The sequence below is a fragment of the Maricaulis sp. W15 genome (genome assembly GCF_001924955.1).
GTDB lineage: Bacteria > Pseudomonadota > Alphaproteobacteria > Caulobacterales > Maricaulaceae > Maricaulis > Maricaulis maris.
Map to the genome: position 1 here is coordinate 299,549 of NZ_LQXG01000001.1, position 24,654 is coordinate 324,202.

General features: G+C 63.4%; 18 protein-coding genes. 15 read left to right on the top strand and 3 right to left on the bottom strand.

What is annotated here, in order from left to right; genetic code table 11:
- Window positions 1-14: 14 nt before the first annotated feature.
- Together AWH62_RS01390 and AWH62_RS01395 are read left to right on the top strand one after the other, a co-directional pair.
- Complete coding sequence (locus AWH62_RS01390; protein ID WP_158025529.1) at window positions 15-2,906, top strand: TonB-dependent siderophore receptor; 2,892 nt, start codon at window positions 15-17, stop codon at window positions 2,904-2,906.
- A 129-nt stretch (window positions 2,907-3,035) separates the two neighbouring features.
- A complete protein-coding gene (locus tag AWH62_RS01395) occupies window positions 3,036-5,105 on the top strand; it encodes a S9 family peptidase (protein WP_075188663.1) in 2,070 nt (689 codons plus the stop codon).
- Between the two features lie 15 nt (window positions 5,106-5,120).
- Here AWH62_RS01395 and AWH62_RS01400 read toward each other — a convergent pair whose 3' ends face one another.
- Window positions 5,121-5,735 (bottom strand): TetR/AcrR family transcriptional regulator, encoded by a 615-nt coding sequence (locus AWH62_RS01400; RefSeq protein WP_075188664.1) that lies wholly within the window; start codon window positions 5,733-5,735, stop codon window positions 5,121-5,123.
- 90 nt (window positions 5,736-5,825) lie between these two features.
- Here AWH62_RS01400 and AWH62_RS01405 point away from each other — a divergent pair, with 90 nt between their 5' ends.
- From AWH62_RS01405 to AWH62_RS01415, 3 genes are read left to right on the top strand one after another with little or no spacing between them, the layout of a single operon-like run.
- Window positions 5,826-8,102 (top strand): DUF3604 domain-containing protein, encoded by a 2,277-nt coding sequence (locus AWH62_RS01405; protein ID WP_158025530.1) that lies wholly within the window; start codon window positions 5,826-5,828, stop codon window positions 8,100-8,102.
- Window positions 8,102-8,872, top strand: a complete 771-nt coding sequence (locus tag AWH62_RS01410; protein WP_075188666.1) for a hypothetical protein — start codon at window positions 8,102-8,104, stop codon at window positions 8,870-8,872. Before AWH62_RS01405 ends, AWH62_RS01410 begins: the two co-directional genes overlap by 1 nt.
- A complete protein-coding gene (locus AWH62_RS01415) occupies window positions 8,872-10,074 on the top strand; it encodes a HupE/UreJ family protein (protein ID WP_075188667.1) in 1,203 nt (400 codons plus the stop codon). Before AWH62_RS01410 ends, AWH62_RS01415 begins: the two co-directional genes overlap by 1 nt.
- On the opposite strand, the gene AWH62_RS01420 is transcribed toward AWH62_RS01415, so the two are convergent.
- Complete coding sequence (locus tag AWH62_RS01420; protein WP_075188668.1) at window positions 10,071-11,159, bottom strand: 2-hydroxychromene-2-carboxylate isomerase; 1,089 nt, start codon at window positions 11,157-11,159, stop codon at window positions 10,071-10,073. The two genes, AWH62_RS01415 and AWH62_RS01420, sit on opposite strands and share 4 nt — an antisense overlap.
- A gap of 247 nt (window positions 11,160-11,406) precedes the next feature.
- On the opposite strand from AWH62_RS01420, the gene AWH62_RS01425 reads away from it, so the two are divergent.
- From AWH62_RS01425 to AWH62_RS01465, 9 genes are all read left to right on the top strand, one after another.
- On the top strand, window positions 11,407-13,692 hold the full coding sequence (locus AWH62_RS01425) for a bifunctional salicylyl-CoA 5-hydroxylase/oxidoreductase (protein WP_075188669.1): 2,286 nt from the start codon (window positions 11,407-11,409) through the stop codon (window positions 13,690-13,692).
- Window positions 13,689-14,438, top strand: a complete 750-nt coding sequence (locus tag AWH62_RS01430) for an SDR family NAD(P)-dependent oxidoreductase (protein WP_075188670.1) — start codon at window positions 13,689-13,691, stop codon at window positions 14,436-14,438. Before AWH62_RS01425 ends, AWH62_RS01430 begins: the two co-directional genes overlap by 4 nt.
- A 1-nt stretch (window position 14,439) precedes the next feature.
- Complete coding sequence (locus tag AWH62_RS01435) at window positions 14,440-14,913, top strand: MarR family winged helix-turn-helix transcriptional regulator (RefSeq protein ID WP_075188671.1); 474 nt, start codon at window positions 14,440-14,442, stop codon at window positions 14,911-14,913.
- Window positions 14,914-14,916: 3 nt separating this feature from the next.
- On the top strand, window positions 14,917-15,729 hold the full coding sequence (locus AWH62_RS01440; RefSeq protein WP_083634947.1) for an enoyl-CoA hydratase family protein: 813 nt from the start codon (window positions 14,917-14,919) through the stop codon (window positions 15,727-15,729).
- On the top strand, window positions 15,730-16,905 hold the full coding sequence (locus AWH62_RS01445) for an acyl-CoA dehydrogenase family protein (protein WP_075188673.1): 1,176 nt from the start codon (window positions 15,730-15,732) through the stop codon (window positions 16,903-16,905). It begins immediately after the preceding gene.
- Window positions 16,902-17,315, top strand: coding sequence for a thioesterase family protein (locus AWH62_RS01450; protein ID WP_075188674.1), 414 nt, complete (start codon window positions 16,902-16,904; stop codon window positions 17,313-17,315). The genes AWH62_RS01445 and AWH62_RS01450 overlap by 4 nt, the downstream gene beginning before the upstream one ends.
- Window positions 17,315-17,707, top strand: a complete 393-nt coding sequence (locus AWH62_RS01455; protein ID WP_075188958.1) for a RidA family protein — start codon at window positions 17,315-17,317, stop codon at window positions 17,705-17,707. Before AWH62_RS01450 ends, AWH62_RS01455 begins: the two co-directional genes overlap by 1 nt.
- Window positions 17,708-17,764: 57 nt before the next feature.
- The gene (locus AWH62_RS01460; protein ID WP_198928852.1) at window positions 17,765-19,369 is read left to right on the top strand and encodes an AMP-binding protein; all 1,605 of its coding nucleotides are present in this window, start codon (window positions 17,765-17,767) and stop codon (window positions 19,367-19,369) included.
- A gap of 114 nt (window positions 19,370-19,483) precedes the next feature.
- Window positions 19,484-21,718 carry a pre-peptidase C-terminal domain-containing protein gene (locus tag AWH62_RS01465; RefSeq protein ID WP_075188676.1) on the top strand — a complete coding sequence of 745 codons (2,235 nt, stop codon included), beginning with the start codon at window positions 19,484-19,486 and terminating at the stop codon, window positions 21,716-21,718.
- A gap of 235 nt (window positions 21,719-21,953) precedes the next feature.
- Here AWH62_RS01465 and galU read toward each other — a convergent pair whose 3' ends face one another.
- The gene (galU, locus tag AWH62_RS01470; protein ID WP_075188677.1) at window positions 21,954-22,832 is read right to left on the bottom strand and encodes a UTP--glucose-1-phosphate uridylyltransferase GalU; all 879 of its coding nucleotides are present in this window, start codon (window positions 22,830-22,832) and stop codon (window positions 21,954-21,956) included.
- Between the two features lie 128 nt (window positions 22,833-22,960).
- On the opposite strand from galU, the gene glmM reads away from it, so the two are divergent.
- Entirely contained in the window at window positions 22,961-24,310 is a 1,350-nt protein-coding gene (gene glmM / locus AWH62_RS01475; protein ID WP_075188678.1) for a phosphoglucosamine mutase, read from the top strand.
- The last annotated feature ends 344 nt before the right edge of the window (window positions 24,311-24,654 follow it).

The window sequence follows — 24,654 nt, forward strand, 5'->3', positions numbered from 1 at the left end:
GGGAGTTGAAACGAGTGAGCCGGGCAACAACGCGCGGGGCGCTGATGGTTGGCGCGGCGATGTCTGCAATCATGTTGGCAAGCACGGCCGGCTTGGCGCAACAAACCGGTGAGACGCCGGCAGGGGCCAATCAGGATGACACGATTGTCGTCACCGGATCGCGTATCCGCCGGACCAATGCCACGACGGCAATCCCGACGCAGATTTTCACGACCAATGACATTGTCGAGTCCGGCACGGTTGATGTCGGCGAGCTGCTGGCAGCGATGCCGGGCGTTGATGCCGACCTGTCGCCGGAAAACTCCGAGCTCTCGATCCAGAATTCAGGCCTGTCGACGGTCAATCTGCGCGGCCTTGGCGCTGATCGCACCCTGGTGCTGATCAATGGCCGCCGAGCCGTCTCGAACTCGGGCAATGGCGAGCGGGTCAGCCTGCAAACCATCCCGGCCGGTTTTGTTCAGTCGATTGAAGTCACAACGGGCGGCGCCTCCGCGATTTACGGATCGGATGCGATTGCCGGTGTTGCCAACATTATCCTCGAGCGTGATTTCGACGGTATCGAAGTGAATGCCCGTTACGGTTTTGCCGACGCCAGTGGCGAAGAGGAAACCACGGTCGAACTGACGATGGGCCGCAATTTCGACAATGACCGCGGCAATATCATGTTCGGCGCCAGCTATGACCATGAAACCCCGATCTATGCCGACGAAACGCGTCCGGATTCGCTCCGTTTTGACGACTGGTCGGGCAATGGCGAGTTCAACGATATCTACCTGTCATCCTATATTCCGGGGGGGCGGTTTGAGAGCGATGACGCCTGGAATGTCGATGGTGTTTGGTACAATGACCAGTCTCTGGCCCCGAATGACGGTCGCAATCCCAGTGTCGGTTTCGAGACCGACCTTGATGGGTTCAATTTCCGCCCGGGCCGCACCCTGTCGCCGGAAGTCACAGCTTATACGGCAGCGTTGGCAGGCCGCTACGAGTTTGACAATGGCGTTGAAGCGACCGCCGACTTCCTCTGGTCACGTGTCGACAGCCTTTATGAGGGGTCGTACGAAAGTGCGATCTATTCCACCGATGTCGGCCCGTTGGGCAATACATTCGACATTGGCCAGATCGCCAGCAATCACCCCTTCATACCGGCGGCCGTCGAAGAGACACGCTCCGGCTCGGTGAGCTGGTATCGTCGCTTCGTCGAAGTGGGGCAGGAAACCCGTGACAATGAGCGTACGACGGCCCGTGCTGCATTCGGCCTTGCCGGCGACCTGGGTGAGACTTGGCGCTGGCAGACCTTCGCCACTTATGGACGGTTTGAGCAGAACCAGATCCAGGGCAATAATCTCAACTATCTCAACATCCACCATGCGCTCGACATCGAGTCGGACGGAAATGGCGGCTATCAATGTGTCGATGCCGGCGCCCGGGCTGATGGCTGCGTTCCGCTCGACATTTTCGGTGAGGGATCGATCACGCCGGAAATGGCTGACTACATCCGGATTGCCGGCCATGTGCAGCAAATCCGCGAACAGACGGTTCTGGGCGGCTCTGTCGACGGCGATCTGTTCGAGATGCCGGCCGGCACGGTTGCGGCGGCGTTCGGCATTGAATGGCGTGAAGAGAGCCAGGACACCAATGTCGACGCGATCATTCTGGAAGAGACGACCAGCCTCTCGGTCGTCCCGGAAATCGAGGCCAGCTTCGATGTGGTTGAAGCCTTCGCCGAGCTGGAAATTCCGCTGTTTTCCAATGTGACCGCCCAGCTGGCCGGTCGCGTCGCGGATTATTCCACCATCGGCACGATCTATTCCTACAATGCGGGGGGCTATTGGGAACCGACTGACAGCCTGCGCCTGCGCGGTCAGTATTCCCGCTCGCAACGGGCGCCGACGATCACGGAAATCTTCTCGGCTCCGCGTCAGGACTCCGACAGCCTGCTCGACCCGTGTGACGGGTTGATGCCGGATGGCAGCGGTGTGACGCCGCCGGCCGGAAGTGACTTCAGTGCCGCAACGATTTCTGCGAACTGTCTTTCTGAAGCGGGCATCCAGGCCTATTTCGCCGATCCCAACAATGCCGGTCAGCCCTTCGAGTTCGACGGCTCGGTCAATGGTCCCAATGCCGGCAATCTGAATGTCCGTGAAGAAACGGCCGATACCTTCACGGTTGGCGCGGTCTGGGCTCCGAGCTTCGCTGAAGACCTCTACATCATCGTGGACTACTACAATATCCGCGTTGAGGATGCGATCGGTTCGATCTCGACCCAGACCACGGTCGACCTGTGTTATGGCGCGGCCGATTTCCCGAACAACCGTTTCTGCGATGTCATCACCCGTGACGCCTCGGACGGCCGGGTTGTGGAGGTCATCAATCGCCAGGAAAACCTCAACGAGCTGCTCTCCGAAGGCATTGATGTCTCGGTGATGTGGGACTTCGAGGTCGACAGCCTGCCGGGTGAATTCGGTCTGGACCTGCGCTATTCGCGCTCGCTGGCCGATGAGTTCGAGTTTGTCGGTGAGGCCGGTCAGCCGGTCCGCGAAGACTCCAACGGCTCCATGTATGATCCGACGCATGAAGCCCGCGCCCGCCTGTCCTGGAGCGAAGGCGGTTTCTACGCCTCCTATACGCTGCACTACGAGTCTGGTGGCATTGACGATCTCGACGTCGATCCGACCGACCCGCTCTATTTCGTGGCGGATGACCAGTTCCGGTCCAATGTCTATGCCCGCTACCGCTTCGACAATGACTACCGGACGAGTGTCTATGCCGGTGTCACGAACTTGTTCGATGAAATGGGTCCCTTCATGCCGGGCAATTTCGCGAGCGGTTCGAGCTCGAACATCAACTCGCCGCAAAACTCCCTCGTCGGGCGGCAGTTCTACTTCGGTATCCGCAGCGAGTTCTGATCGCGCTGCCAACCGGTTCCTCCGGTGACGCCCGTCCCGATCCGCCCTGCGGCGGTCGGGGCGGGCGGATCCGCTTCGCGCAGATGGCCTGCGCGCCAATTCTTTCCCGACATTCCTGCGGAGTCTGACATGATCCGATCAACCGTCCTGGCCAGCCTGGCCTTTGCGGGCTGGCTGAGCTGTGCCTTGCCGCAGGCCGCTTTCGCGCTCGCCGATGACAATCGCTTGGTGGCCCTCAATCCCGCAGCGGCCACCGAGCGGCGTGACATGACGCCCGTCGACATGATCGAGTTGCCCCGCCTGGATGGTATTCGCGTGTCACATGATGGTCGGTCCGCCCTGGTTCAGCGCGTCAGCACGGATTGGGCCGAAGACGAGAACGAGACCGGCTATTGGCTCTGGCAGCAGGGCCAGACCGGCCTGGTCCACCAACCGGATCTCGACGCCGCTGATCGCGTTGTCTTTTCACCCGATGGGCGGCGCATAGCTGCCGAGATCGCGCCGGAAGGCAGCAGCAATGACGAAGTCTATATCCGCGATCTCGACGGTGGCGAGCTGGAGCGTCTGACCCGTCATCCCACGGCCGTCCGCTCGATCACCTGGTCTCCGGACGAGCTGTTCGTCTATTACATCGCCAGCGATGCCCGCTCCGAGGCCGAGCGCGAGCGGCGCAGCACCACGCATATTGTTGATCCCTACTATGAATCGACGCGTCGGCGGCATCTCTGGCGGGTGCGCGTGGACAGCGGCGTGCGTCAACAGGTCACCCAGGGTGAACTCCATGTTCGCGGCTATCACCTTGCGGCCAATGGCGCGATCCTGGTCCGGGTTTCGACCGAAACCCATCCCGATGCGACCTATCAGAGCGAATTGATGGTGGCGACCGGGCCCAGCGAGCCTTTCCGTCGCGTCACGTCGAACAATTGGCCGGAAAGCAATGCCCGCCTGTCGCCGGATGGTCGCCGGATCGCCTATCGCGCCCGACTGGGCCAGGGCGGGCTTGATTACGTGCAGGAAAAACTGGTCGTGCTCGATCCTGAGAGCGGCGTCACCCGCGTGCTGGCGCCGGACGCCAGTTGGGAAGTCGACGGATTCGCCTGGTTGCCCGGCGGCGAAAGCCTGGTCGTTGCGGTCCGTGACGGCGTCCGCTCCGGCCTGGTGCGTGTCGATGTCGATGCCGGCAGCCTGACTGTGATCTCGCTCGAGGACCGGGCCTTGGCCGATTGGTCATTGGCGGATGACACCGGCGAGGTGCTGGCGCTGTTTCAGACCGAAGCCAGCAATGGTGACCTCTGGCGTGTGACCCCGGACGGGGAGAGCGAACGTCTCACGACGATCGGTGCGGCGACGGTGTCGGCGTTCAACCGGCCGCAGCAACAGCGCGTCGAATGGCGCAGTCATGATGGCGCGGTGATTGAGGGTTTTTATTTTCCGCCCCTGCGTGCTGGCGATGGTCCGCCGCCGCTGGTCGTCCAGATCCATGGTGGCCCACGCTCAAGCGACCAGTTCGGCCAATGGAAATGGTCGCGCTATGTGCCGGTGCTCGCGGCTGAGGGCTATGCTGTCCTGTGGGTAAACTACCGCGGTGGTGTCGGTTATGGCGATGAATTCATGCGTGGCATGCACGGAGAATACTTCGCCCATGCCGACCGGGATGTGCTGGCGGGTGCCGATCATCTGGTGGCGTCAGGTCTGGCGGATCCTGACCGGATGATCATTTCCGGCTGGAGTGCCGGCGGCCACATGACCAATCGACTGATCACCCAGACCGACCGGTTCGCGGCGGCGATGAGCGGTGCCGGGGCGGTCGATTGGGCGGTGCATCACCTGACCAGTGATGTCCGCGGTGCCCGCCGACTCCTGTTTGACGCCGATGTCTGGGCTGAAGGCGCCTATGACCGCGCCTTTGTGCCGCAATCCCTGTTGCGCGATCTGCATGCGGTGACCACGCCGACCCTGATCTTCGCCGGTGAAGATGATGAGCGTGTTCACCCGTCGCAGTCGATTATGCTCTATCAGGCATTGCGGAACCTGGGAGTTGAAGCGCGTTTCTACCTGGTGCCTGGCGAAGAGCACAGTTTCAGCGCGCCGCGTCACCGCCTGTTCCGGCTCAATGCCGAACTGGACTGGTATGGCCGGCATACCGGTGGCCCTGACCGCGACTGGCAGGCGCCGCCTGTCCCGCTGGCGGATGACTGACAGCTTCAATCGGGTTCATACCTGCGGGGTGATCGGCGGCAGCGGGAAGGCGGTCAGCAATGAGGTGGCGACGCGGGCCATCACCCGACGGGACGCATCACGCGTGAGGTCCTGCTCGACCCGCAAGCGTCGCCAGAAGCTGAAGCTGGTGACCGCGTGCAGAGCTTCGAATAATTCGTCCGGCAAGCGCCCGTCGGGATTGAGAACGGCCTGCAGGCGCTCGCGCTCCAGCCGGAGCAGATAGTTGTAGTCATCTTCCAGGGCGGCATAGGCATGCCGCTTTGCCTCGGACGCCAGCAGGAAGGGTTCGAGGTCGGAGAAGATCGCGGCCCGATTGGCCAAGAGATGCGCCAGTCGCGCCGCGCGGTCATTGGTGCCGAGGTCGGTCAGCGTACGTGGCTGGAACTCATCGTGCAGCACTGTCGTCAGCTCGCGATAGAGCGCCCCCATGTCCTCGAAACAGCGATAGACGGTACGCAGCCCGACGCCGGCTTTTGCCGCGACATCAGGCGCGCTTGGCGCGGCCACGCCTTCGCGAACCAGTTCCTTGAAAGCATGGATGATTTTCAGGCGGTTGCGGGCGCGTCGCGCCTTCCGGCCATCGTCCTCATCGGCTGCGTCCTGCACCATGCCCAAGGCTCCGAAATAAATTGACACTTATAGTGCCAATTTATAGGGTCTCGGCCCATGAATGCAACCAGCCATGCGGGAGGCAAGGTGATGCCGCGTGTACTTCGGGTGACCCTTTTCGGGCTCGGTGTCCTGACGGTCATCCTGGGCATATATGTGATCGGCATATTCCAGGGTTGGCATGGCCGCACCCGCGGCCCCGGCGAGATCGTCGGTACGGAGATACCAGCCGAAATCATTGCCGAACGGCGCTCGGCCCAACGCGCGCAGCAAGCCGCACTCGGGGTTGATCCGGGGACCGAAATCCTGTTCGGCGATTTGCATGTGCATTCGACCTTCTCGACCGACGCCTTCGTCTGGGCATTGCCGCTTCTGCGTGGGGAAGGTGCCAACCCGCTCGCTGATGCTTGTGATTTCGCGCGCTATTGCTCGGCGCTCGATTTCTGGGCGATCACCGATCATGCCGAGGCGCTGACGCCGGCACGCTGGGCACAATCCCTGCAGAGCATGCAGCAATGCGAAGCCCAGTCGAGCACGGGCATTATTCCCGACGTGGTGCCCTTCATGGGGTTCGAATGGACCCAGGTGGCGCCGCTTCCGGAGGATCATTACGGGCACAAGAATGTCATCTTCCGAACGCTTGACCCGGACGAGATTGCGGCCCGGCCAATCGCCGCTGCGGGCACGACAGTGCGGGTCTTGCGGGACAATGCGCGCGGCCTGCTGCCGCAACAAATCGTCTTTCTCGATCTGGAAAACCGGCAGGACTATTATGATTTCGGGCGATTTGTGCAGGAGGTCCGCGACACGCCGCTGTGCGACCCTGACATCGCGTCCGGCGACCTGCCGCGTGATTGTTATGAAATGGCGGCGACGCCCGGAGAGTTGGTGACCCGTCTTGAAGCCCAGGCGCTCGACCCACTCATCATCCCGCACGGCTCGGCATGGGGGCTCTATACACCGCCCGGGACCAGTTGGGACAAGCAGCTTGTCGACTCCGAGCGACCCGAGGCCTTTCCGCTGATCGAGATTTTTTCCGGTCACGGCAATGCCGAGGAATACCGGGCTTGGCGCCCCAATGCCGGGACAACCGATGCCCCGGTCTGTCCGGATGCTACGGCGGATTATCTGCCGACCTGTCAACGGGCCGGCCAGATCATTGAAGAACGCTGCCGCGCCGCTGGGGAGGGTGAGGTTGACTGTGCGGCCCGGGCCGAGGAAGCCCGTGTCAACGCGGTGCATGTCGGCCTGGCAGCACACCTGACGGTGCTGGGCGAAAGCGTTGCCGATTGGCTCGATGCCGGCCAGTGCCGCGACTGTTTCCTCCCGGCCTTCAACTTCAACCCGACCACATCGGTCCAGTACGGGCTGGCGATCACCAATTTCGACGATGACGAGCCACAGCGTTTCCGTTGGGGCTTTATCGGCTCGTCCGACACCCACACGGCCCGGCCGGGTATCGGGTATAAATCGCATGCGCGTCACTACATGACCGACACCAGCGGTGCCGTTAGCCGCGACATTGCCGAGCGCCTGTTGCCATCCGACCCGGAGGCGCCGCCGCGGTCCCGCGCAATCTCGCGCGAAGAGTTGACCCGCACGCTCGGGTTTCAGCTGACCGAGATCGAACGCCAGTCCAGCTTCTTCACAGGCGGTGGCCTGGTTGCCGCCCATGCCGGCGAACGCAGTCGGGATGGTATCTGGGACGCCCTGCAGACGCGAAATGTCTACGCCACATCGGGTCTGCGCCAATTGTTGTGGTTTGATCGCATCGACGATGCGGGCAATGTGCTGACCCCGATGGGCGGTGAGGCGGAAACGGAATCCGATCCGGTATTCCGGGTTCGGGCTGCCGGCTCTTTGCGACAGGACCCGGGATGTCCGGATTACGCCGTCCGCGGCTTGCCGGCGGACCGGTTGCAGCAATTGTGTCGGGGCGAATGCTATAATCCCGGCAATGAACGTCACCGCATCACCCGTATCGAAGTCGTCCGCATCCGGCCGCAGATCACGCCCGACGAAAATCTCGACCTGTTGATCGAGGATGACTGGTTGGTCCTGCCCTGCGACGACCAGGGCGAGGGCTGCATCGTTGAATTTACCGATACGGAATTCGCCACCACCGGGCGCGACACCGTTTACTACGTACGGGCGATCCAGGAGCCGACGGGTCAGGTCAATGCCGATCCGCTCCGCTGCGAATATGATGAGACCGGTCAGTGCATTCGCGCCAATCCCTGTCTCGGTGACTATCGGGTTGATATGGATGAGAACTGTGTCGCCGAGGTTGAACACCGTGCCTGGTCGTCACCGATCTATCTCGGATACAGCGAAGCGATTGGTCGTGATGTGGTGGATGAAGGCTGATGGCCGACGCCCGCGCCTATTGTCTCGCCGGTGCGGCTGCCGGTGCCCTGCTGGCGATGGTGAGCCTGTTCTGGCCGGCGTCGCAGGACCGACCCGTCAGCCCGGTTGTGGCCCGCATCAATGGTCATCTGATTACCGATGCAGACCTGCAGCTTGCTCTTGATGCGATGGCGCGCGACAGCCGCAATGTCTTGCCGGAGGACGCGTCGGACTATGCGCTGGCCCGTTTGATCGATGAGGAATTACTTTACCAGCGCGCGATCGAGCTTGATCTGCCGCGCAATGCTTCGACAATTCGCCGGTCTGTGGTCATTGCAATGATCGACTCGATCCTGGCCCGGGCCGATCTCGAACCGACAGACGCCGAGCTGCGCGCGCTGTTCGCGGCGGAGCCGGAGCGTTTTTCCGGCGAAGTCCTGCTCCGTATTGACTGGCGCAGCGGTCCGGCGGCCGGCAATGGGTTGATGCGTCCGGCCTCACATCCGCCTGACCGGTTGATCAGCGCCAGTGATCTGCGGCGATATCTCGGGGCGGAGCTGGCCCAGTCGGCGCTTGCGCTGGCTGCAGGTGAGACCATGGATATTGTCACAGCGGGCGAGCGCCGGCACCAGCTGACGGTGATCGAGCGTGTCGATCCGGTGCCGGCCGGGTTCGACCAGCAACGCGACGCCGTGACGGCGCTTTGGCGCGAGCGGGGCGAGGAAGCCGCGCTCGAATCCTATCTGGCCGATTTGCGGGACCGCGCCAGCATCGCGATACAGGCTGACTGATGCGCCATCTGTTCGCGCTTGTCCTCGTCGTCCTCAGCCTGTCCGCGCCGGCTCACGCGCATGAGCGGAGTCGTTCAGTGTCGAACTGGCGCGAGACCGAAAGCGGGATGACCGGTGAGTTTCTGCTCGATGCCCGCCAGGCGACGCTTTTCCTGGGCACGATGCCACGCGGCACGAGCCTGGAGACGGCATTCGGCATCCGTCTTGCCGACGGTCTGCAAGTGCGCCGTGGCGACAGGACTTGCGACCTTGTCGCCGCCCCGATGGTACGGTTGCTGGCTGATGGACGATTGCAGGGCGTCACGGATTGGCGTTGCAGCGCAGGGGGCGGACCGGTCGCGATCGACGTGCAGGTCTATTCCCCTTTCTCCCCGAACCATGTGCATTTCCTGCAGGCGCGGATGCAGGTCGGTGAACGTCAGGAATTCGTCCTCACCCGCGGCAATACGCTGGCCCGGCTCAGTGAGGCCGGTGAAGCGCTGCCGCTGGCGCAACGGCTCGGGCGTTATGTCTCGCTCGGCGTGACGCATATTCTTGGCGGGCCGGACCATCTGGCCTTCCTGCTGGCGTTGCTCCTGATCGTCGCGAATTGGCGGCAAATCCTGTTGGCGACGGCCGGCTTCACGCTGGGGCATTCCGCCACCCTCGCCCTGGCCTATCTCGGCTGGATCAATCCGCCGGGCGCGGCGATCGAGGCGTTGATCGGTTTCTCGATCTTGTTCGTGGCCGCCGAGGCGGCTTTCCAGACAGCGAAGCCGGACCGCCGCCAGGTCGTCCTGGTCACCATGGTGCTGGCGGTGATGGCAATCGCGAACAGCGTACTGGTCGGCACAATCTCCGTACCGGTATGGCTCGGGCTGGTGGTGTTTGTCGGCAGCTATCTGGCCTGGCTTTCAGCCGGCGGCGACGTCCGACGCACCATCCCGGCATTCAGTGCCGGGTTCGGGCTCATTCATGGCGTTGGTTTTGCCGGTATCCTGCTCGAGCTCGACCTGCCGCGAGGGGATCAGGTTGCGGCCCTGTTCGGTTTCAATCTCGGTGTCGAGCTGGGTCAGGTCGTATTTGTCGCCATGGCAGGACTGATCTTCCTGCTGGCGCGCAGACTGCTTCCCGGCCGGGTCTTCACCCATGGCCGTTTCGTCGCAATTGCGCTTTTGTCGGCGGCGGGTTGCTACTGGTTCCTGTCGCGCGCCTGGGCTTAGGGCGTGCGCTCCGCCAACCATTGACCGGCCAGCCACAACCGGTCCTGTCCAAAGGCCAGGCGGTCGCCGACCTTGAAGGTCGGAACGCCCCAATGCCCGTGCTCAAACAGTTCGATGCGGTTGGTTTCAACACTGTCGCGCCAGCTTTCGTCGGCCAGATCGGTACGGGCCTGGTCCCAAGCGATGCCAGCGCTGTCGCAGATCCGGCGCAGGCCGGCATCGCCGGCCGGGTCGATGCCTTGTGACCAGACCGCCGTCATGAAGGCCTGCAGGAAGTCCTGGCCGCGACCTCGATTGATCTCGCCAACGAGCACGGCCAGTCCGCGTTCAACGCCGGGGCCGACCGGATCGGCGATATGGCCGAAGGGGAGGCCGAGGCGTTCGGCCTCGCGCTTGCAGTCACGGACGATGTAGAGCCGCTTGCTGGTCGGGACCGGCAGCGCGCGCATGACCATGGGCAGGACGGGGCGAAGGCGGACCTCTGCTTGCCAGGATTCTGCCAGTGCAAACAGGCGCATGGCGGCGAGATAGCTGTACGGGCTGCGCAGCGACAGGAAGACGTCGAGCTGGCCGCCCGTCGCCGTGTCGGGTTCGGCGATCGGGGCAAACAGCGGCGAACGACTGCCCAGTCGGCGTTCAAGATGATGCAGCCGATCAATGCCCCAATACCATTCCCCCTCAAACCAGCTCATCGCCGAGCCATAGTGCCCAAGCCTTGTGCGCAAGGACTCGCCGGCATCCGGGCCAGCCGTGTCCGGCCAGGCTTGTGGCGCCGGGTCGAGATTGTGGGTGGCGGCCAGGTAACGGGCGTCTTCGGCGGACCAGGCGGCGAGCTTGTCCGGTTCCGGGGCGGCGGAGCGGTCGGGCGGCCCGACTTCGTGCCAGACGAGCTTGACCCGGTGGCGATCGGCCAGCTGTGGCAGGGCTTGCAGCACGAGGTTGGAATAGGCTTCGCCGCGTTCGATGAAGGCATGGAGTGTGCGTGTTCGGCCGGTCAGGCGGCGCTGGAGAGTGTGCCGGAGGCGGGCGGCGGCGCGCAGGGCCGGACTGGTCAGGATCCGCGGGGCGAATGATTTCAGGCTCATGCGGTGAATCCTTTCACCATCTTGGAAACACGCATGTTTTATCCCCCGGCCCTGTGATTTCCCTGACAGGTTGGACAATCTCGCCGGGCTTGTCACGCAGATGCGGGGCATGGCGGCAAAAAGGCCGCTTCATCGTGGGGGGCATTGTCGGGGTCATAGACGGCGTCTTCCCGGGTTTTTGCCGGGGGCTTGAATGCCGAGATATTTTACTTCTAAAGTAACCGCGCGCGCCGGGAGGGATCGCACGATGAAAATAGCCTGTGTCGGTGGCGGACCTGCGGGCCTGTATTTCGCGATTTCGATGAAGCTGCGCGACCCGGATTGCGAGATCGTGGTGCATGAGCGCAACCGGCCCGGCGACACGTTCGGCTGGGGCGTGGTGTTCTCGGACCAGACGATGGACAATCTCGCGGCCAATGACCCGGTCAGCGCCCGGACCATCGCCGAAAGCCTGGCCCATTGGGACGATATCGACGTGCATTTTCGTGGCACGGTCGAGACGTCGGGCGGTCATGGCTTTTGCGGCATCGGTCGCAAACACCTCCTCAACCTCCTGCAGGACCGGGCGCGGGAACTCGGGGTCGGCCTGCATTTTGAGAGCGAGGCGGGTGATGACCTGTCACGCTTTGCCGATGCCGACATGATCGTCGCTTCGGACGGGCTGAACTCGAAAATCCGCACCGCCCATGCCGTCAGTTTCAAGCCGGATATCGAGACCCGTCGCAACAAATTCATCTGGCTCGGTACGCATCGCGTGTTCGATGCCTTCACCTTCATCTTTACCGAAACCCCGCATGGCTGGATCTGGGCCCATGCCTACCGGTTCGATGACCGGACCTCGACCTTCATCGTTGAATGTGCGCCGGAGACCTGGGAGGCGCTCGGCTTCGGCGCGATGGACCAGGACGAGACCTGCCGCGCCTGCGAGACCCTGTTCGCCGACTGGCTGGACGGCGAGGCCCTGATGTCGAATGCGCGCCATCTGCGCGGTTCGGCCTGGCTGAACTTCCCGCGCGTGCTGTGCGCGACTTGGGTGCACGACAATATCGTCCTGCTGGGCGATGCCGCGCACACGGCACATTTCTCGATCGGCTCGGGCACCAAGTTGGCCTTTGAGGATGCGATCATGCTGGCCGACGTGCTGACCAGCACTGAAAAGCCGATCGCCGACGGGCTTGTTGATTATCAGGAGGCGCGCAAGGTCGAAGTGCTCAAACTCCAGAGCGCCGCCCGCAACTCGACGGAATGGTTCGAAAATCTCGACCGTTATCTGCGTTTTGAGCCGAAACAGTTCGCCTATTCACTGCTGACCCGCTCACAACGCATCAGCCATGAAAACCTGCGCGAGCGCGATCCGGACTGGCTGGCCGGTGTCGAGAGTTGGTTTGCTGGCCGCGGTCGCAAGGTCGATCCGCGCCCGCCCATGTTCGCGCCCTTCGCGCTGCGCGACATGCGGCTGGACAATCGTGTCGTGGTCTCGCCGATGTGCATGTATTCGGCGACCGACGGGATGCCGGGCGCTTTCCACCAGGTCCATTACGGCGCCCGCTGCATGGGCGGGGCCGGCCTCGTTTATACCGAGATGACCAATGTCAGCGCCGATGCACGGATCACGCCGGGATGCACGGGCCTGTACACGGACGACCACGTTGCCGCGTGGCGGAAAATTACCGATTTCGCCCGCGAAAACGGCCACGCCCGGATGGCGATCCAGCTCTCCCATGCCGGCCGCAAAGGCTCCACCAAGATCGGTTGGGAAGGCTATGACGTGCCGCTCGATACCGGCAATTGGCCTATTTACGGCCCGTCCGCGATCGCCTGGGATCAGGACAACCAGACGCCGGTCGAGATGGACCGCGATGACATGATCCGCATCAAGGCGGATTTCGTCCGGGCCACCGAACGCGCGCTTCAGGCCGGTTTCGACATGGTCGAGCTGCACTGCGCCCACGGCTATCTCCTGTCGAGCTTCATCACCCCGCTCTCCAACCAGCGCACCGACGAATATGGCGGCAGCCTGGAAAACCGGCTGCGCTATCCGCTGGAAGTGTTCGAAGCGATGCGGGCGGTGTGGCCGGCCGACAAGCCGATGGCGGTGCGCCTGTCGGCGACCGACTGGGTAACGGGCCAAGGCATTGACGGCGACGACAGTGTCGCTGTGGCGCGGGCCTTCCGGGAGCTGGGCGCCGATCTGATCGATGTCTCCGCTGGCCAGACCTCGCCGGTTGCGCGCCCGGTCTATGGCCGCATGTTCCAGACTCCGTTTTCCGACCAGATCCGCAATTCGCTCGACTGCGCCACCATGGCGGTCGGCAATATCTACGAGACCGATCACGTGAATTCGATCCTGGCGGCGGGCCGGGCCGACCTGGTGGCGCTGGCGCGTCCGCACCTGCTTGATCCCAACTGGACTTTGCGTGCGGCCGCCGAACTCGCCTGGAAAGGCGTCGATGTGCCACCGCAATATCTCGCCGGTTTTGACCAACTCGCGCGCAATCTTCAGCGCGCCCAACAGACGGAGTTTCGGGCATGAGTGACTTGAAGGGCCGCACGGCCGTTGTGACCGGTGGCGGCACCGGGATTGGACTGGCTTGCGCCCGCCGCCTCGCGGAGATGGGCGTCGAAACCATCCTGATGGGTCGCCAGCTGGACCGGCTTGGGGACGCGGCCAAGACCATCGCCGGTGCCCGCGCGATCCGCTGTGATGTAACCGATGAGGACAGCGTTGCCGAGGCCTTCGCGGCCGCGGGCGCCATCGATATCCTGGTCAACAATGCCGGGATTGCTGCTGCCGCCGCCTTCCACAAGACGCCGATGGCGGACTGGCAGAAAATCCAGGCAGTCAATGTCGACGGACTGGTGCGGTGCAGCCAGGCCGTGATCGGGCCGATGCTGACGGCCGACTATGCCCGCATCATCAATATCGCCTCGATCGCCGGCTTGCGCGGCGGTGCCTATGTTGCCCCCTATACCGCGTCCAAGCATGCCGTCGTCGGGCTGACCAAGTCGCTGTCGCTGGAATATGCCCGCACGCGTTTGACGGTCAATGCGGTCTGCCCCGGCTATGTCGAAACGCAGATCGTCGAGAACGCGATCGCCAATATCATGGCCAAGACCGGCCGCAGCCGCGATGAGGCCATCGCCGAACTGGCCAAGACCAATCCTCAAGGCAAGCTGATCCAGGCGGAAGAAGTGGCCGAGGCTGTCGCCTGGCTGTGTTCGCCCTTGTCAGGCTCGGTCTCCGGCCAGGCGATCACCATCTCCGGTGGGGCGATCTGAGATGGACGGGACCGCCCGGCATCCGGAGACGGACCCGCGCGCGGCGGTCAAGCTGTGGCTGCGTCTCTATCGCCCGGTCTCACTGATCGAGCGCGAACTGCGCAGCCGCTTCCAGCGTGAATTCGGCGTCAGCCTGTCGCGCTTTGATGCGCTCTCAGCGCTCGACCGGGCGCCGGACGGTTTGTTGATGGGTGAGCTGTCAGACCGTTTGCTGGTGACCAATGGCAATGTCACCGGCCTGATCAGCCGCATGGTCGCCGACGGCCTGGCGACCCGAGCGGCGCTGCCACAGGACCGGCGCAGTTTCCGGGTCGAGCTGACCGATGCCGGGCGCCAGACCTTCGCCCGTATGGCCCGCGCCCATGCCGACTGGCTGGCCGAGCTGCTGGCCGATCTGCCGGGCGAGACCGCCGCGGCCCTTGGCAGCCACACCGAAACCCTGATGCACAGCCTACGTACCGAACAGGATGGATAGATGATGATGGACCCCAATACCTATGCGCCGGAGCATTTTCTCTGGTTCTTCGCGGACGGGGTGGCGACGATCACGCTCAATCGGCCCGATCGCAAGAACCCGCTGACCTTCGAGAGCTATGCCGAGCTGCGCGACCTGTTCCGCGATCTCGTCTATGTAAAGTCGGTCCAGGCCGTCATCGTGACGGGCGCCGGTGGCAATTTCTGTTCTGGCGGTGATGTCCACGAGATCATCGGTCCGCTGGTCGAAAAGGACATGGCGGGCCTGCTCGATTTCACCCGCATGACCGGCGATCTGGTCAAGGCGATGCGCGATTGTCCGCAACCGGTCATCGCGGCGGTGGACGGGATCTGCGTCGGTGCCGGCGCGATCATGGCGATGGCGTCGGACCTGCGGATCGCGACGCCAGCCGCCAAGACCGCCTTCCTGTTCAATCGTGTCGGCCTGGCGGGCTGTGACATGGGGGCTTGCGCCATCCTGCCACGCATCATCGGGCAGGGCCGGGCCAGCGAATTGCTCTTCTTCGGGCGATCCATGTCAGCCGAGGAAGGCGAGCGCTGGGGCTTTTACAATGCGCTGGTCGAGGCGGACAAGCTGATGGACACGGCCCGCGAATGGGCCGACCGGGTCGCCGCCGGTCCCAACTTCGCCAATGCGATGACCAAGAACCAGCTCAATACCGAGTGGGATATGAGCCTGCACACGGCCATCGAGGCGGAAGCCCAAGCCCAGGCGATCTGCATGCAGACCCGCGATTTCGAGCGCGCCTACAAGGCTTTCGTCGCCCGCGAAAAGCCGGTCTTCGAGGGTAATTGAATGGCCGATACCAGCTTTCTCGCCTGGCCTTTCTTCGAGGACCGTCACCGCGCCCTGGCGCGTGATGTCACGAAATGGGCTGTGGACCGGTTCGGTGATAGCGGCTTTGCCGAGCATACCGATGTCGATGCCGATTGTGCTGACATAAGAGGTGCACTCGGAGCGGCGCGGATTGTCCGCAATGCCGTGCCGGCGGCCCATGGCGGTGTCAGCGAGGCCTTGGATGTGCGCTCGCTCTGCCTGATCCGCGAACACCTGGCCTATCGCTCCGGCCTGGCCGATTTCGTCTTCGCCATGCAGGGGCTGGGATCCGGCGCGATTTCGCTGTTTGGCACACCGGAACAAGCGCGGACCTGGCTGCCGGGGACCGGCGAGGGCGCCCTGTGCGCCGCCTTCGCCCTGACCGAGCCGGAGGCCGGGTCCGACGTCGCGGCGATCGCGACCACGGCGACGCTGGATGGCGATGATTATGTGATCAGCGGCGAGAAAACCTTCATCTCCAATGGCGGCATTGCCGACTATTACGTTGTCTTCGTCCGCACCGGCGAAGCTGAGGGTGCGCGTGGGCTGAGTGCCATCATTGTGCCAGCCGCGACGCCGGGCCTGGTCGTTGCCGAGCGGATCGAAACCATCGCGCCGCACCCGCTGGCCCGCTTGCGGTTTGAAAATTGCCGGGTGCCGGTGGGCAACCGGATCGGCGAGGCCGGGGCCGGCTTCAGGATTGCGATGGCGACGCTCGATGTCTTCCGCTCGACGGTCGGGGCTGCCGCCCTGGGTTTTGCGCGCCGGGCCCTGGACGAGGCGACACGTCGGGCGCGTGGCCGCAAACTCTTCGGCGCCCCGCTCGCCGACCTGCCAGGCGTGCAGACGCAGCTCGCTGACATGGCGGTCGATATCGACGCCGCCGCGCTGCTGATCTATCGCGCTGCCTGGACCAAGGACATGGGCGCGGCGCGGGTGACGCGCGAGGCCGCCATGGCCAAGCTTTACGCCACCGAAGCGGCGCAAAAAGCGATTGATGCCGCGGTGCAGATCTTCGGCGGTCTGGGTGTCACCAAGGGCAGTGTGCCCGAAGCGCTCTATCGCGAGATCCGGGCCCTGCGGATCTATGAGGGCGCGTCGGAAGTGCAAAAACTGGTGATCGCCCGCGCCCATCTGGCGGAGGCGGCGCCATGAGTTTCGACATTACCCGCCGCATCCGCTTTGCCGATGTCGACCCGGCCGGCATCGTCTTCTATCCGCGCTATTTCGAGATGATCAATGCGGTCATCGAGGACTGGTTCGAACAGGGTGTCGGCTATGGCTTTGATGCGATGATCCTGAAGGGGCCGCATGGCGTGCCGCTGGCGCATATGGAAGCCGAGTTCAAGGCGCCGAGCCGGCTCGACGACACGCTGGTCTTCTCACTCGTGGTCCGCGATCTCGGACGCTCGTCGATCTGGCTGACCCTGACCGCCCGCTGTGGTGATGAGGTCCGGATGGTGGCCCGTCCGACCCTGGTTTTCATCGACCAGACGGCCCACAAGCCGGTCTCGATACCGGCGGCGTTGCGGACCCGCATGCTCGATTACAGGGAGGCCGCATGATGGCTGTTCTTCAACCGCCCGGCTGGCCGCGGCCGAAGGGCTATTCCAACGGGATTGTCGCGCGTGGACGCACGGTTTTCGTGGCCGGCCAGATCGGCTGGGACGAGACCGAGACCGTGGTGTCCGATGATTTCGCGGACCAGTTCCGCCAGGTCCTGGTCAACACGCTGGCGGTGCTCGCCGAGGCGGGCGCCGGCCCGGAACATGTGGTGCGCATGACCGGCTATCTCACTGACCGCGAAGACTATCTCGCCGCCGGACCAAAGCTCGGCGCGATCTGGAAATCCTGCATGGGACGCAATTACCCGGCGATGGCCTTTGTCATCGTCGAGGGGCTGGTAGAGCCGCGGGCCAAGGTCGAAATCGAAACCACCGCCGTCCTGCCGGACTGAACAGACGGACCACAAGGTCCGCACGACATTATCGTCAACCGCGTCGGGGAGGACGTGATGACAATGCAGCCAACAGGTCATCTCGACCCGTTCACCCGCGATCGCCTGCCGCCGCGCGAGCAATGGCCGGATTTCCGTTTTGACCTCGCCGGGCTGGACTATCCCGCCCGTCTCAATTGCGGTGCTGATTTGCTGGACGGCGCTGTCGCGAAAGGCTGGGGCGAGCGCATGGCAGTCCATTGTGGCGACTGCTCACTGAGCTATGCCGAGCTGTTGGCAGCGGCCAACCGGATCGCCAATTACCTGGTCACGGTGCTGGGTGTGGTGCCGGGCAATCGCGTCCTGCTGCATGGGCCCAACGGGATCGATCTGATGGCCGCCTGGTATGCGGTGATGAAGGTCGGCGCTGTCGCCGTGACCACCATGCCGATGTTGCGCGCCGGTGAGCTGGCCAAGGTGATCGCCAAGGGCGAGGTCGGCTTTGCCCTGTGCGACCAGGCGCTGGTCGAACCGGTCCGCGAGGCCGCGTCAGACGTGCCGGTCCTGGCCTCGATCACCGGCTGGGGGCCGGGCAGTGCGTTCGAGACCGCGCTGGCGGCGATGCCGACCCATTTTGAAAATGCCGACACCGCCCGCGATGATGTCGCCTTGCTGGCTTTCACATCGGGCACGACAGGCCAGCCCAAGGCCTGCGCCCATTTCCATTCCAGCGTCCTGGCCATGGCCGACACCTTTGCCCGCCACACGCTGGCACCGACGCCGGACGAGATTTACACCGGCACGCCGCCGTTTGCGTTCACCTTCGGATTGGGCGCCTTCGTCGTCTTTCCCGCCCGCTTCGGTCTCGCCGTCGCCTTGCCCGAGCGGCCGGGCTTTGAGGCCCTGTGCGAGACGATTGAAAGGTTCCGTGCCACCACCTTGTTCACCGCGCCGATGGGCTATCGCGCCTTGATGGCGAGCTGGTCCGATCATGATCTGTCGTCCTTGCGCAAGGGGATTTCAGCCGGCGAGCATCTGCCCAAGGCGACGTCGGATGCCTTTTTTGCCTGTTCCGGCATTCGCTTGATCGACGGGATCGGCGCGACCGAATTGATCCATATCTTCATCTCGGAATCCGGTGAGGATATTCATCCCGGCGCCACCGGCCGCGCGGTTCCGGGTTATCAGGCACGTGTGATTGATGAGGCAGGCCGCGATCTGCCCGACGGCGAAGTCGGGCGCTTGGCCGTACGAGGTCCGACCGGCTGTCTCTATCTCGATGATGCGCGTCAGGCGGGCTATGTCAGCAATGGCTGGAATGTCACCGGTGATCTTTATCGCCGCGATGCGGACGGTCGCTTCTGGTATTTCTCCCGCGCCGACGATCTGATCGTGGCGTCCGGCTATAATATCGCCGCGCCGGAGGTCGAGCAGGCATTGTTGACCCATGAGGCCGTCGCCGAATGCGCCGTCATCGGGGCGCCGGATGATGAGCGTGGCACGATCGTCAAAGCCTTTGTCGTGCTCAAGCCCGGCTGTGATGTCGCGGCGGTCACCGAACAGGCGCTGCAGGCGCATGTGAAGGCCGCGATCGCGCCCTACAAATATCCGCGCGCCATTGTCTTCGTCGATGCGCTGCCCAAAACCCAGACCGGCAAGCTGCAACGCTACAAGCTGCGTTGAACCGGTGCGGTGGTCGGCGGCAGGGCCCGTGCTTGTGGTGGCCTCGGGATACCGCTAAAGCGGGACAGGGAAGCTGCACTGGACTCATCCGGCGGCTGGCTGCGGGAGGTGTCTGTGCGTGTTGGTTATGCCCTGGGGGCGTTTGTGTGTCTGGCCGGAAGCGCGTTTGCGCAGGCGGCCGAGGATCGGATTGTCGCCGGCGAGGTGACCGAGGCGGCGCCGCGCGCGACGACCGAAATCCAGCTGGAAGCCGGCCAGGCCGTGACTGTGTCGACCCAGCCGAGCGGTGGTTTTGACACCATGCTCGAACTGCTCGGTCCGGACGGGCGCACGGTGGCGGAGAATGATGACCGCGAACCCGGCGACTTGTCCTCGCAGCTCATCTATGTCCCGCAAGTGTCCGGCCGCCATACCGCCGTGGTCACCGGTTATGGCGGTGCGACGGGCAGTTTCGACCTGGTCATTGCCGATGGCGTCGAGTTCGGCCTGTCGAGCGAAGCGCGCATCATCAGCGAAAGCATTGTCACGCTCGAACGCCAGCGCCCGCTCGAGACCCGACCGGTCGATCTGGCGGCCGACGAGATCCTGGTGGTCACCACCCATGCGCTCACCGAGACGCTCGACACCACGCTCACACTGCTGGACGCCAGCGGCACGATCGCGGCGCAGAATGATGATCGCGGTGATGGATCACTGAACTCCCAGCTGGTCTTCCAGGCACAGGAGGCGGGGCGTTATACGGTTGAGCTGGGCACGTTCGAAGGCGCAAGTTTCGGCGATGTCGTGCTGTCGATAGCCGTCGATCCGCATGCCGAGGTGCCGTTCGACTTCGACAGTATCGAGCGCACGCCCTTCGCCGAATACAGCGGCACGATCGGTGGTCGCGACACCGAGTTTGACTATCCGCTGGAACTTGCCGCTGGCGAGACCATTCTGGCGATTGCCGAGGCGATCAATGGCGATCTCGACACGGTCCTGCGCCTGGTTGGCGCGGATGGCAATCCGGTGGCGCTCAATGATGACCGCGGCGACGGCTCGCTGCATTCCGCCATCGCCTTCACGGCGCCGGAAGCGGCCAGCTATACGCTCGAGCTGCGTCGTTATCGCAGCGGCGAGAGTTCCGGCGATTTCACGCTGGAACTGTCGCATGTCGAGGCCTCGGTCGTCGATATCCTGCAGGAATTGCTGGAAAACCGGGTCACGCTGAGCGGTCCGGAGCTGACACTGGAAACACCCGACTTCCGGGTCCACTATACGCTGGAAGGCGTCGACGCCTCCTCCACCGAATATGCCGAATCTGTCGGCGAGGCCCTGCAGGCCATGCTCGACAGCCAGGTGACGCAGATCGGCTGGGCCGAGCCGGTACGTGATGATGATGGTCGTTATACCGCCTATGTCGCCGATGCCGACGGCTCGATGGGCGTGACCTATCCGGTGCAGATCGTGTTCGATAACACCCATACGGCCGATGTCCGTGAGACCTCGGCGGCGCGGACCGTCTTCGTGATCGACAATGATTTCGTTGGCATGGGCAAGGAAGCGTCGGTGCACAGCCTGATGCGCGCCACGGCGACGCATGAATTCAACCATGTGATCCAGTTCGGTTACGACTCCGAAGAAGGCCTGGACTGGCTGTATGAGGCGACCGCCTCCTGGACCGAGACGACCACGGTCGGCGCCGACCAGGATGCCACCGACTATGTCGAGACCGATTTCGACGCACCGGAAGTGTGCTGGACCACCAGCCAGGACGGGTTCGATTACTCGCAATGGACCTTGCTGCAGTCGATGGCCGACGTCTATGGCGACGGTATTGTCGTCACGATGTGGGAGAACAGCGTCGCTCTGGACGGGTTCGAAACGATGGCGGCGACGCTGGAACCGGTCGGGACGACCATCCCGGACGTCATCAGCCGCTGGCGGACCCAGAATTATGCCCTCGCTTACGATCTGGCTCCGATGTTCAACAGCACGGTCCGTATCCAGCACACGCTCGGCAGTGAGCGCGGCTGGATGTCGAAGGGGGGGCTGGAGCAGCTCGGCGCCAATTATATCGCAGTCGATCTGGACGGGGTTTATGCGTTTTCCCTGCGCGGCGATGACGGGCTGGAATTGCTGGCCCTTGCCCATGACGGCGGCGAAATCCAGGTCATCCCGCTGGGGCGTGGCGGTGTTGTCGACACCACTGCGTATGACTCGGTCGCCCTGATGATCTTCAACCGAACGATGCCGGAAGCCCCGGGCGTGTGCAGCGATGTCGGCTATTCGCTGGACGTGGCGCCGGCGACGTCGCCCGCTGCGGCCCCCGCTTACAGCTTCAGCGCGGAACACTTCAGTCCGCCGGGCTAGGTGCGAGTTTTCACAAGCCTGTCCACCCAGGCTACCGCCTTGAGACGGGGTGTTGAGAAACGAGCCGTCTCAAGGCGAGTCCGGATGTGTCCCGACAGGAATGCCTGAACAACGTCTTGAGAAGCGTGGCCTGGCACGCCAAATCGCGACGTCGGATCACGCTCGGCAGGTGTTCTGCGGCAATTGAATGCTTCCTTGTCGGGGCGCCAGCGGAGGATATGCGCGCACGACGGTCCTATTTGTGGCGATCAAGGACATCCCGAGCGACGGCCCTGGCCTGCTCGCCGATGACTTTGTCATTGAGCGCATAAGCCAGGCTGGCGCGCAGATAGCCCAGCTTGCTGCCGCAATCATAGGACTGTCCGTCGTACTCGACGGCGTGAAAGTCCTGGATATCCATCAGCCTGGCCATGGCGTCGGTCAATTGGATTTCACCACCGGCACCGGCTGCCTGGTCGGCCAAGAAGCGGAAAATTTCACCCTGCAGGATATAGCGGCCGGTAATCGCCAGATTGGAAGGCGCCGTGCCGAGCGGTGGCTTTTCGACCATGCCGTTCATACGCAGGCGATTGCCGTCGCGGGACGCCGGGTCGATCACCCCGTATTTGTCGACTTCGCTATCCGGAACAGCTTCCACGGCGATAATGTTGCCGCCGGTTTCCTGATAGGCATCAACCATCTGGGCAAGACAGCTGCGTTCGGCCTGGACCAGGACGTCCGGCAGCAGGATCGCGAAGGGTTCGTCACCGATTATGTCGCGCGCGCACCAGATGGCGTGTCCCAGGCCCAGCGGGGCCTGTTGCCGCACAAAACTCATTGAGCCGGGGATCGGTCGCGTGCACGCGACCTCTTTGAGGATGTCAGTCTTGTTTTTGGCTTCCAGCGTCGCTTCCAGCTCGAACGCGGTATCGAAATAGTCCTCGATGGCGCCCTTGTTGCGGCCGGTGACGAAAACAAAGTGCTCGATCCCGGCGGCGCGTGCCTCATCCACGACATACTGGATGGCGGGGCGGTCGAAGACCGGCAACATTTCTTTCGGAATCGTCTTGGTGGCGGGCAATACCCGCGTCCCCAAGCCGGCCACCGGAAGCACGGCCTTGCGAATAGGCTTCATTTATCATCCCCTTGACGAAGCGGTTTGTCGGTTAGCGTATCGGGATTGTAGCGTCCAGCACAACGATTCACTTCGCATAAGGCGGTACGTCTTATATAGGACGCCGGACGACATTCGGGGACCAATTCATGGGCAAGAAATATTTCGGCACCGACGGCGTGCGCGGTCTGACGAACAGCTTCCCCATGACGGCGGAAACAGCACTGCGTCTGGGCATGGCTGCGGGCAAGCATTTTGTCCGGCACACCGGGCGCCACTCGGTGGTGATCGGCAAGGATACGCGCCTGTCCGGTTACATGATCGAGAGCGCGCTGGTCGCCGGTTTCACCTCGGTCGGGATGGATGTCTTCCAGTTCGGCCCTTTGCCGACACCGGCCGTCGCCCTGATGACGCGGTCACTGCGCGCCGATCTGGGCGTCATGATAACGGCGTCACACAATCCCTACCACGACAATGGCATCAAACTTTTCGGCCCCAACGGACGCAAGCTCGACGACAAGACCGAGCTCGAGATCGAGGCCCTGATGGACGGGTCGCTGTCGGAGGAGCTCGCCGCGCCGTCCGACCTCGGCCGTGCCAAGCGTGTCGATGATGCCCAGGCGCGTTATGTCGAGATCGTCAAATCCTCCTTCCCACGCTCGCAGCGCCTGTCCAATCTTCGCCTCGTGGTCGATTGCGCCAACGGCGCCGGTTACAAGGTCGCACCCACGGTCCTGTGGGAGCTCGGCGCCGACGTCATCCCGATCGGGGTTGAGCCGAACGGGTTCAACGTCAATGAGGAGTGCGGCTCTACCGCGCCGGCCCGTCTGTCCAAGGAAGTGGTGAAGTTTCGCGCCGATCTTGGCATCGCCCTCGACGGCGATGGTGATCGTGTGGTGCTGTGCGACGAGAAGGGGCGTGTCATTGACGGCGACCAGATACTTGGGCTGCTGGCGGGGCACTGGCAGGATACGGGCGATCTCAAACACCCGGCCATCGTCGCGACAGTGATGTCCAATCTGGGTCTGGAGCAACACCTCGCCAAACGCGGTATTGCGCTTGAGCGGACCCAGGTAGGTGACCGCTATGTGTCCGAGCGCATGCGCGAAACCGGGATCAATCTCGGCGGCGAAGCGTCCGGCCATATCGTGATGCCGGATTACGCGCCCACCGGTGACGGCCTGATCGCCGCATTGCAGGTATTGCGCGTGCTCGGCGAGAGCGGCAAGCGCGCCAGCGAATTGCTGAACGTGTTCAAGCCGGCCCCGCAATTGCTCGAAAATGTCCGCGTGTCGAAGGGCAAGAAGCCGCTGGAAGCGGAGGCGGTGAAAGCGGCCATTGCCGAGGCCGAAACACGCATGGGAAAGGCGGGGCGTCTCGTTGTGCGCGCGTCGGGCACCGAGCCGGTCGTCCGTGTCATGGCCGAGGGCGAACAGAAGCTGATCCGGTCGGTCGTCGACGATGTGCGGACCGCCGTCGAAAATGCCGCGATGACCTGATGGGCGACCGGTCAATGACCGGCGCCGACAAAATCAGTACGCCCTTCAGGGATTGATCGCTCGGGCTCGCGTCGATGGCGTCTCGTGCGCAACAACCAATCTCAAGGCGCCAGTCCGAGTGCGCAATCGTGTGAGCCCCCTTGCCGGGCGCCGGCATTGCAACACTGTGCGACCGCAGTCTTCTTCCGGCGACAATCATGAAGATGTCGTCAGGCTGACCGACCTTATCGACTTGCGTCCGATGAGCGCTGCCTGATCAGCCAGCACCGGCAGCTGCTGGAAGCGTCGAATGAGGCCGAGGCGGGGTAGTGACGGCGCCGCCTTTCCGGTAGGGGAGGGATGAT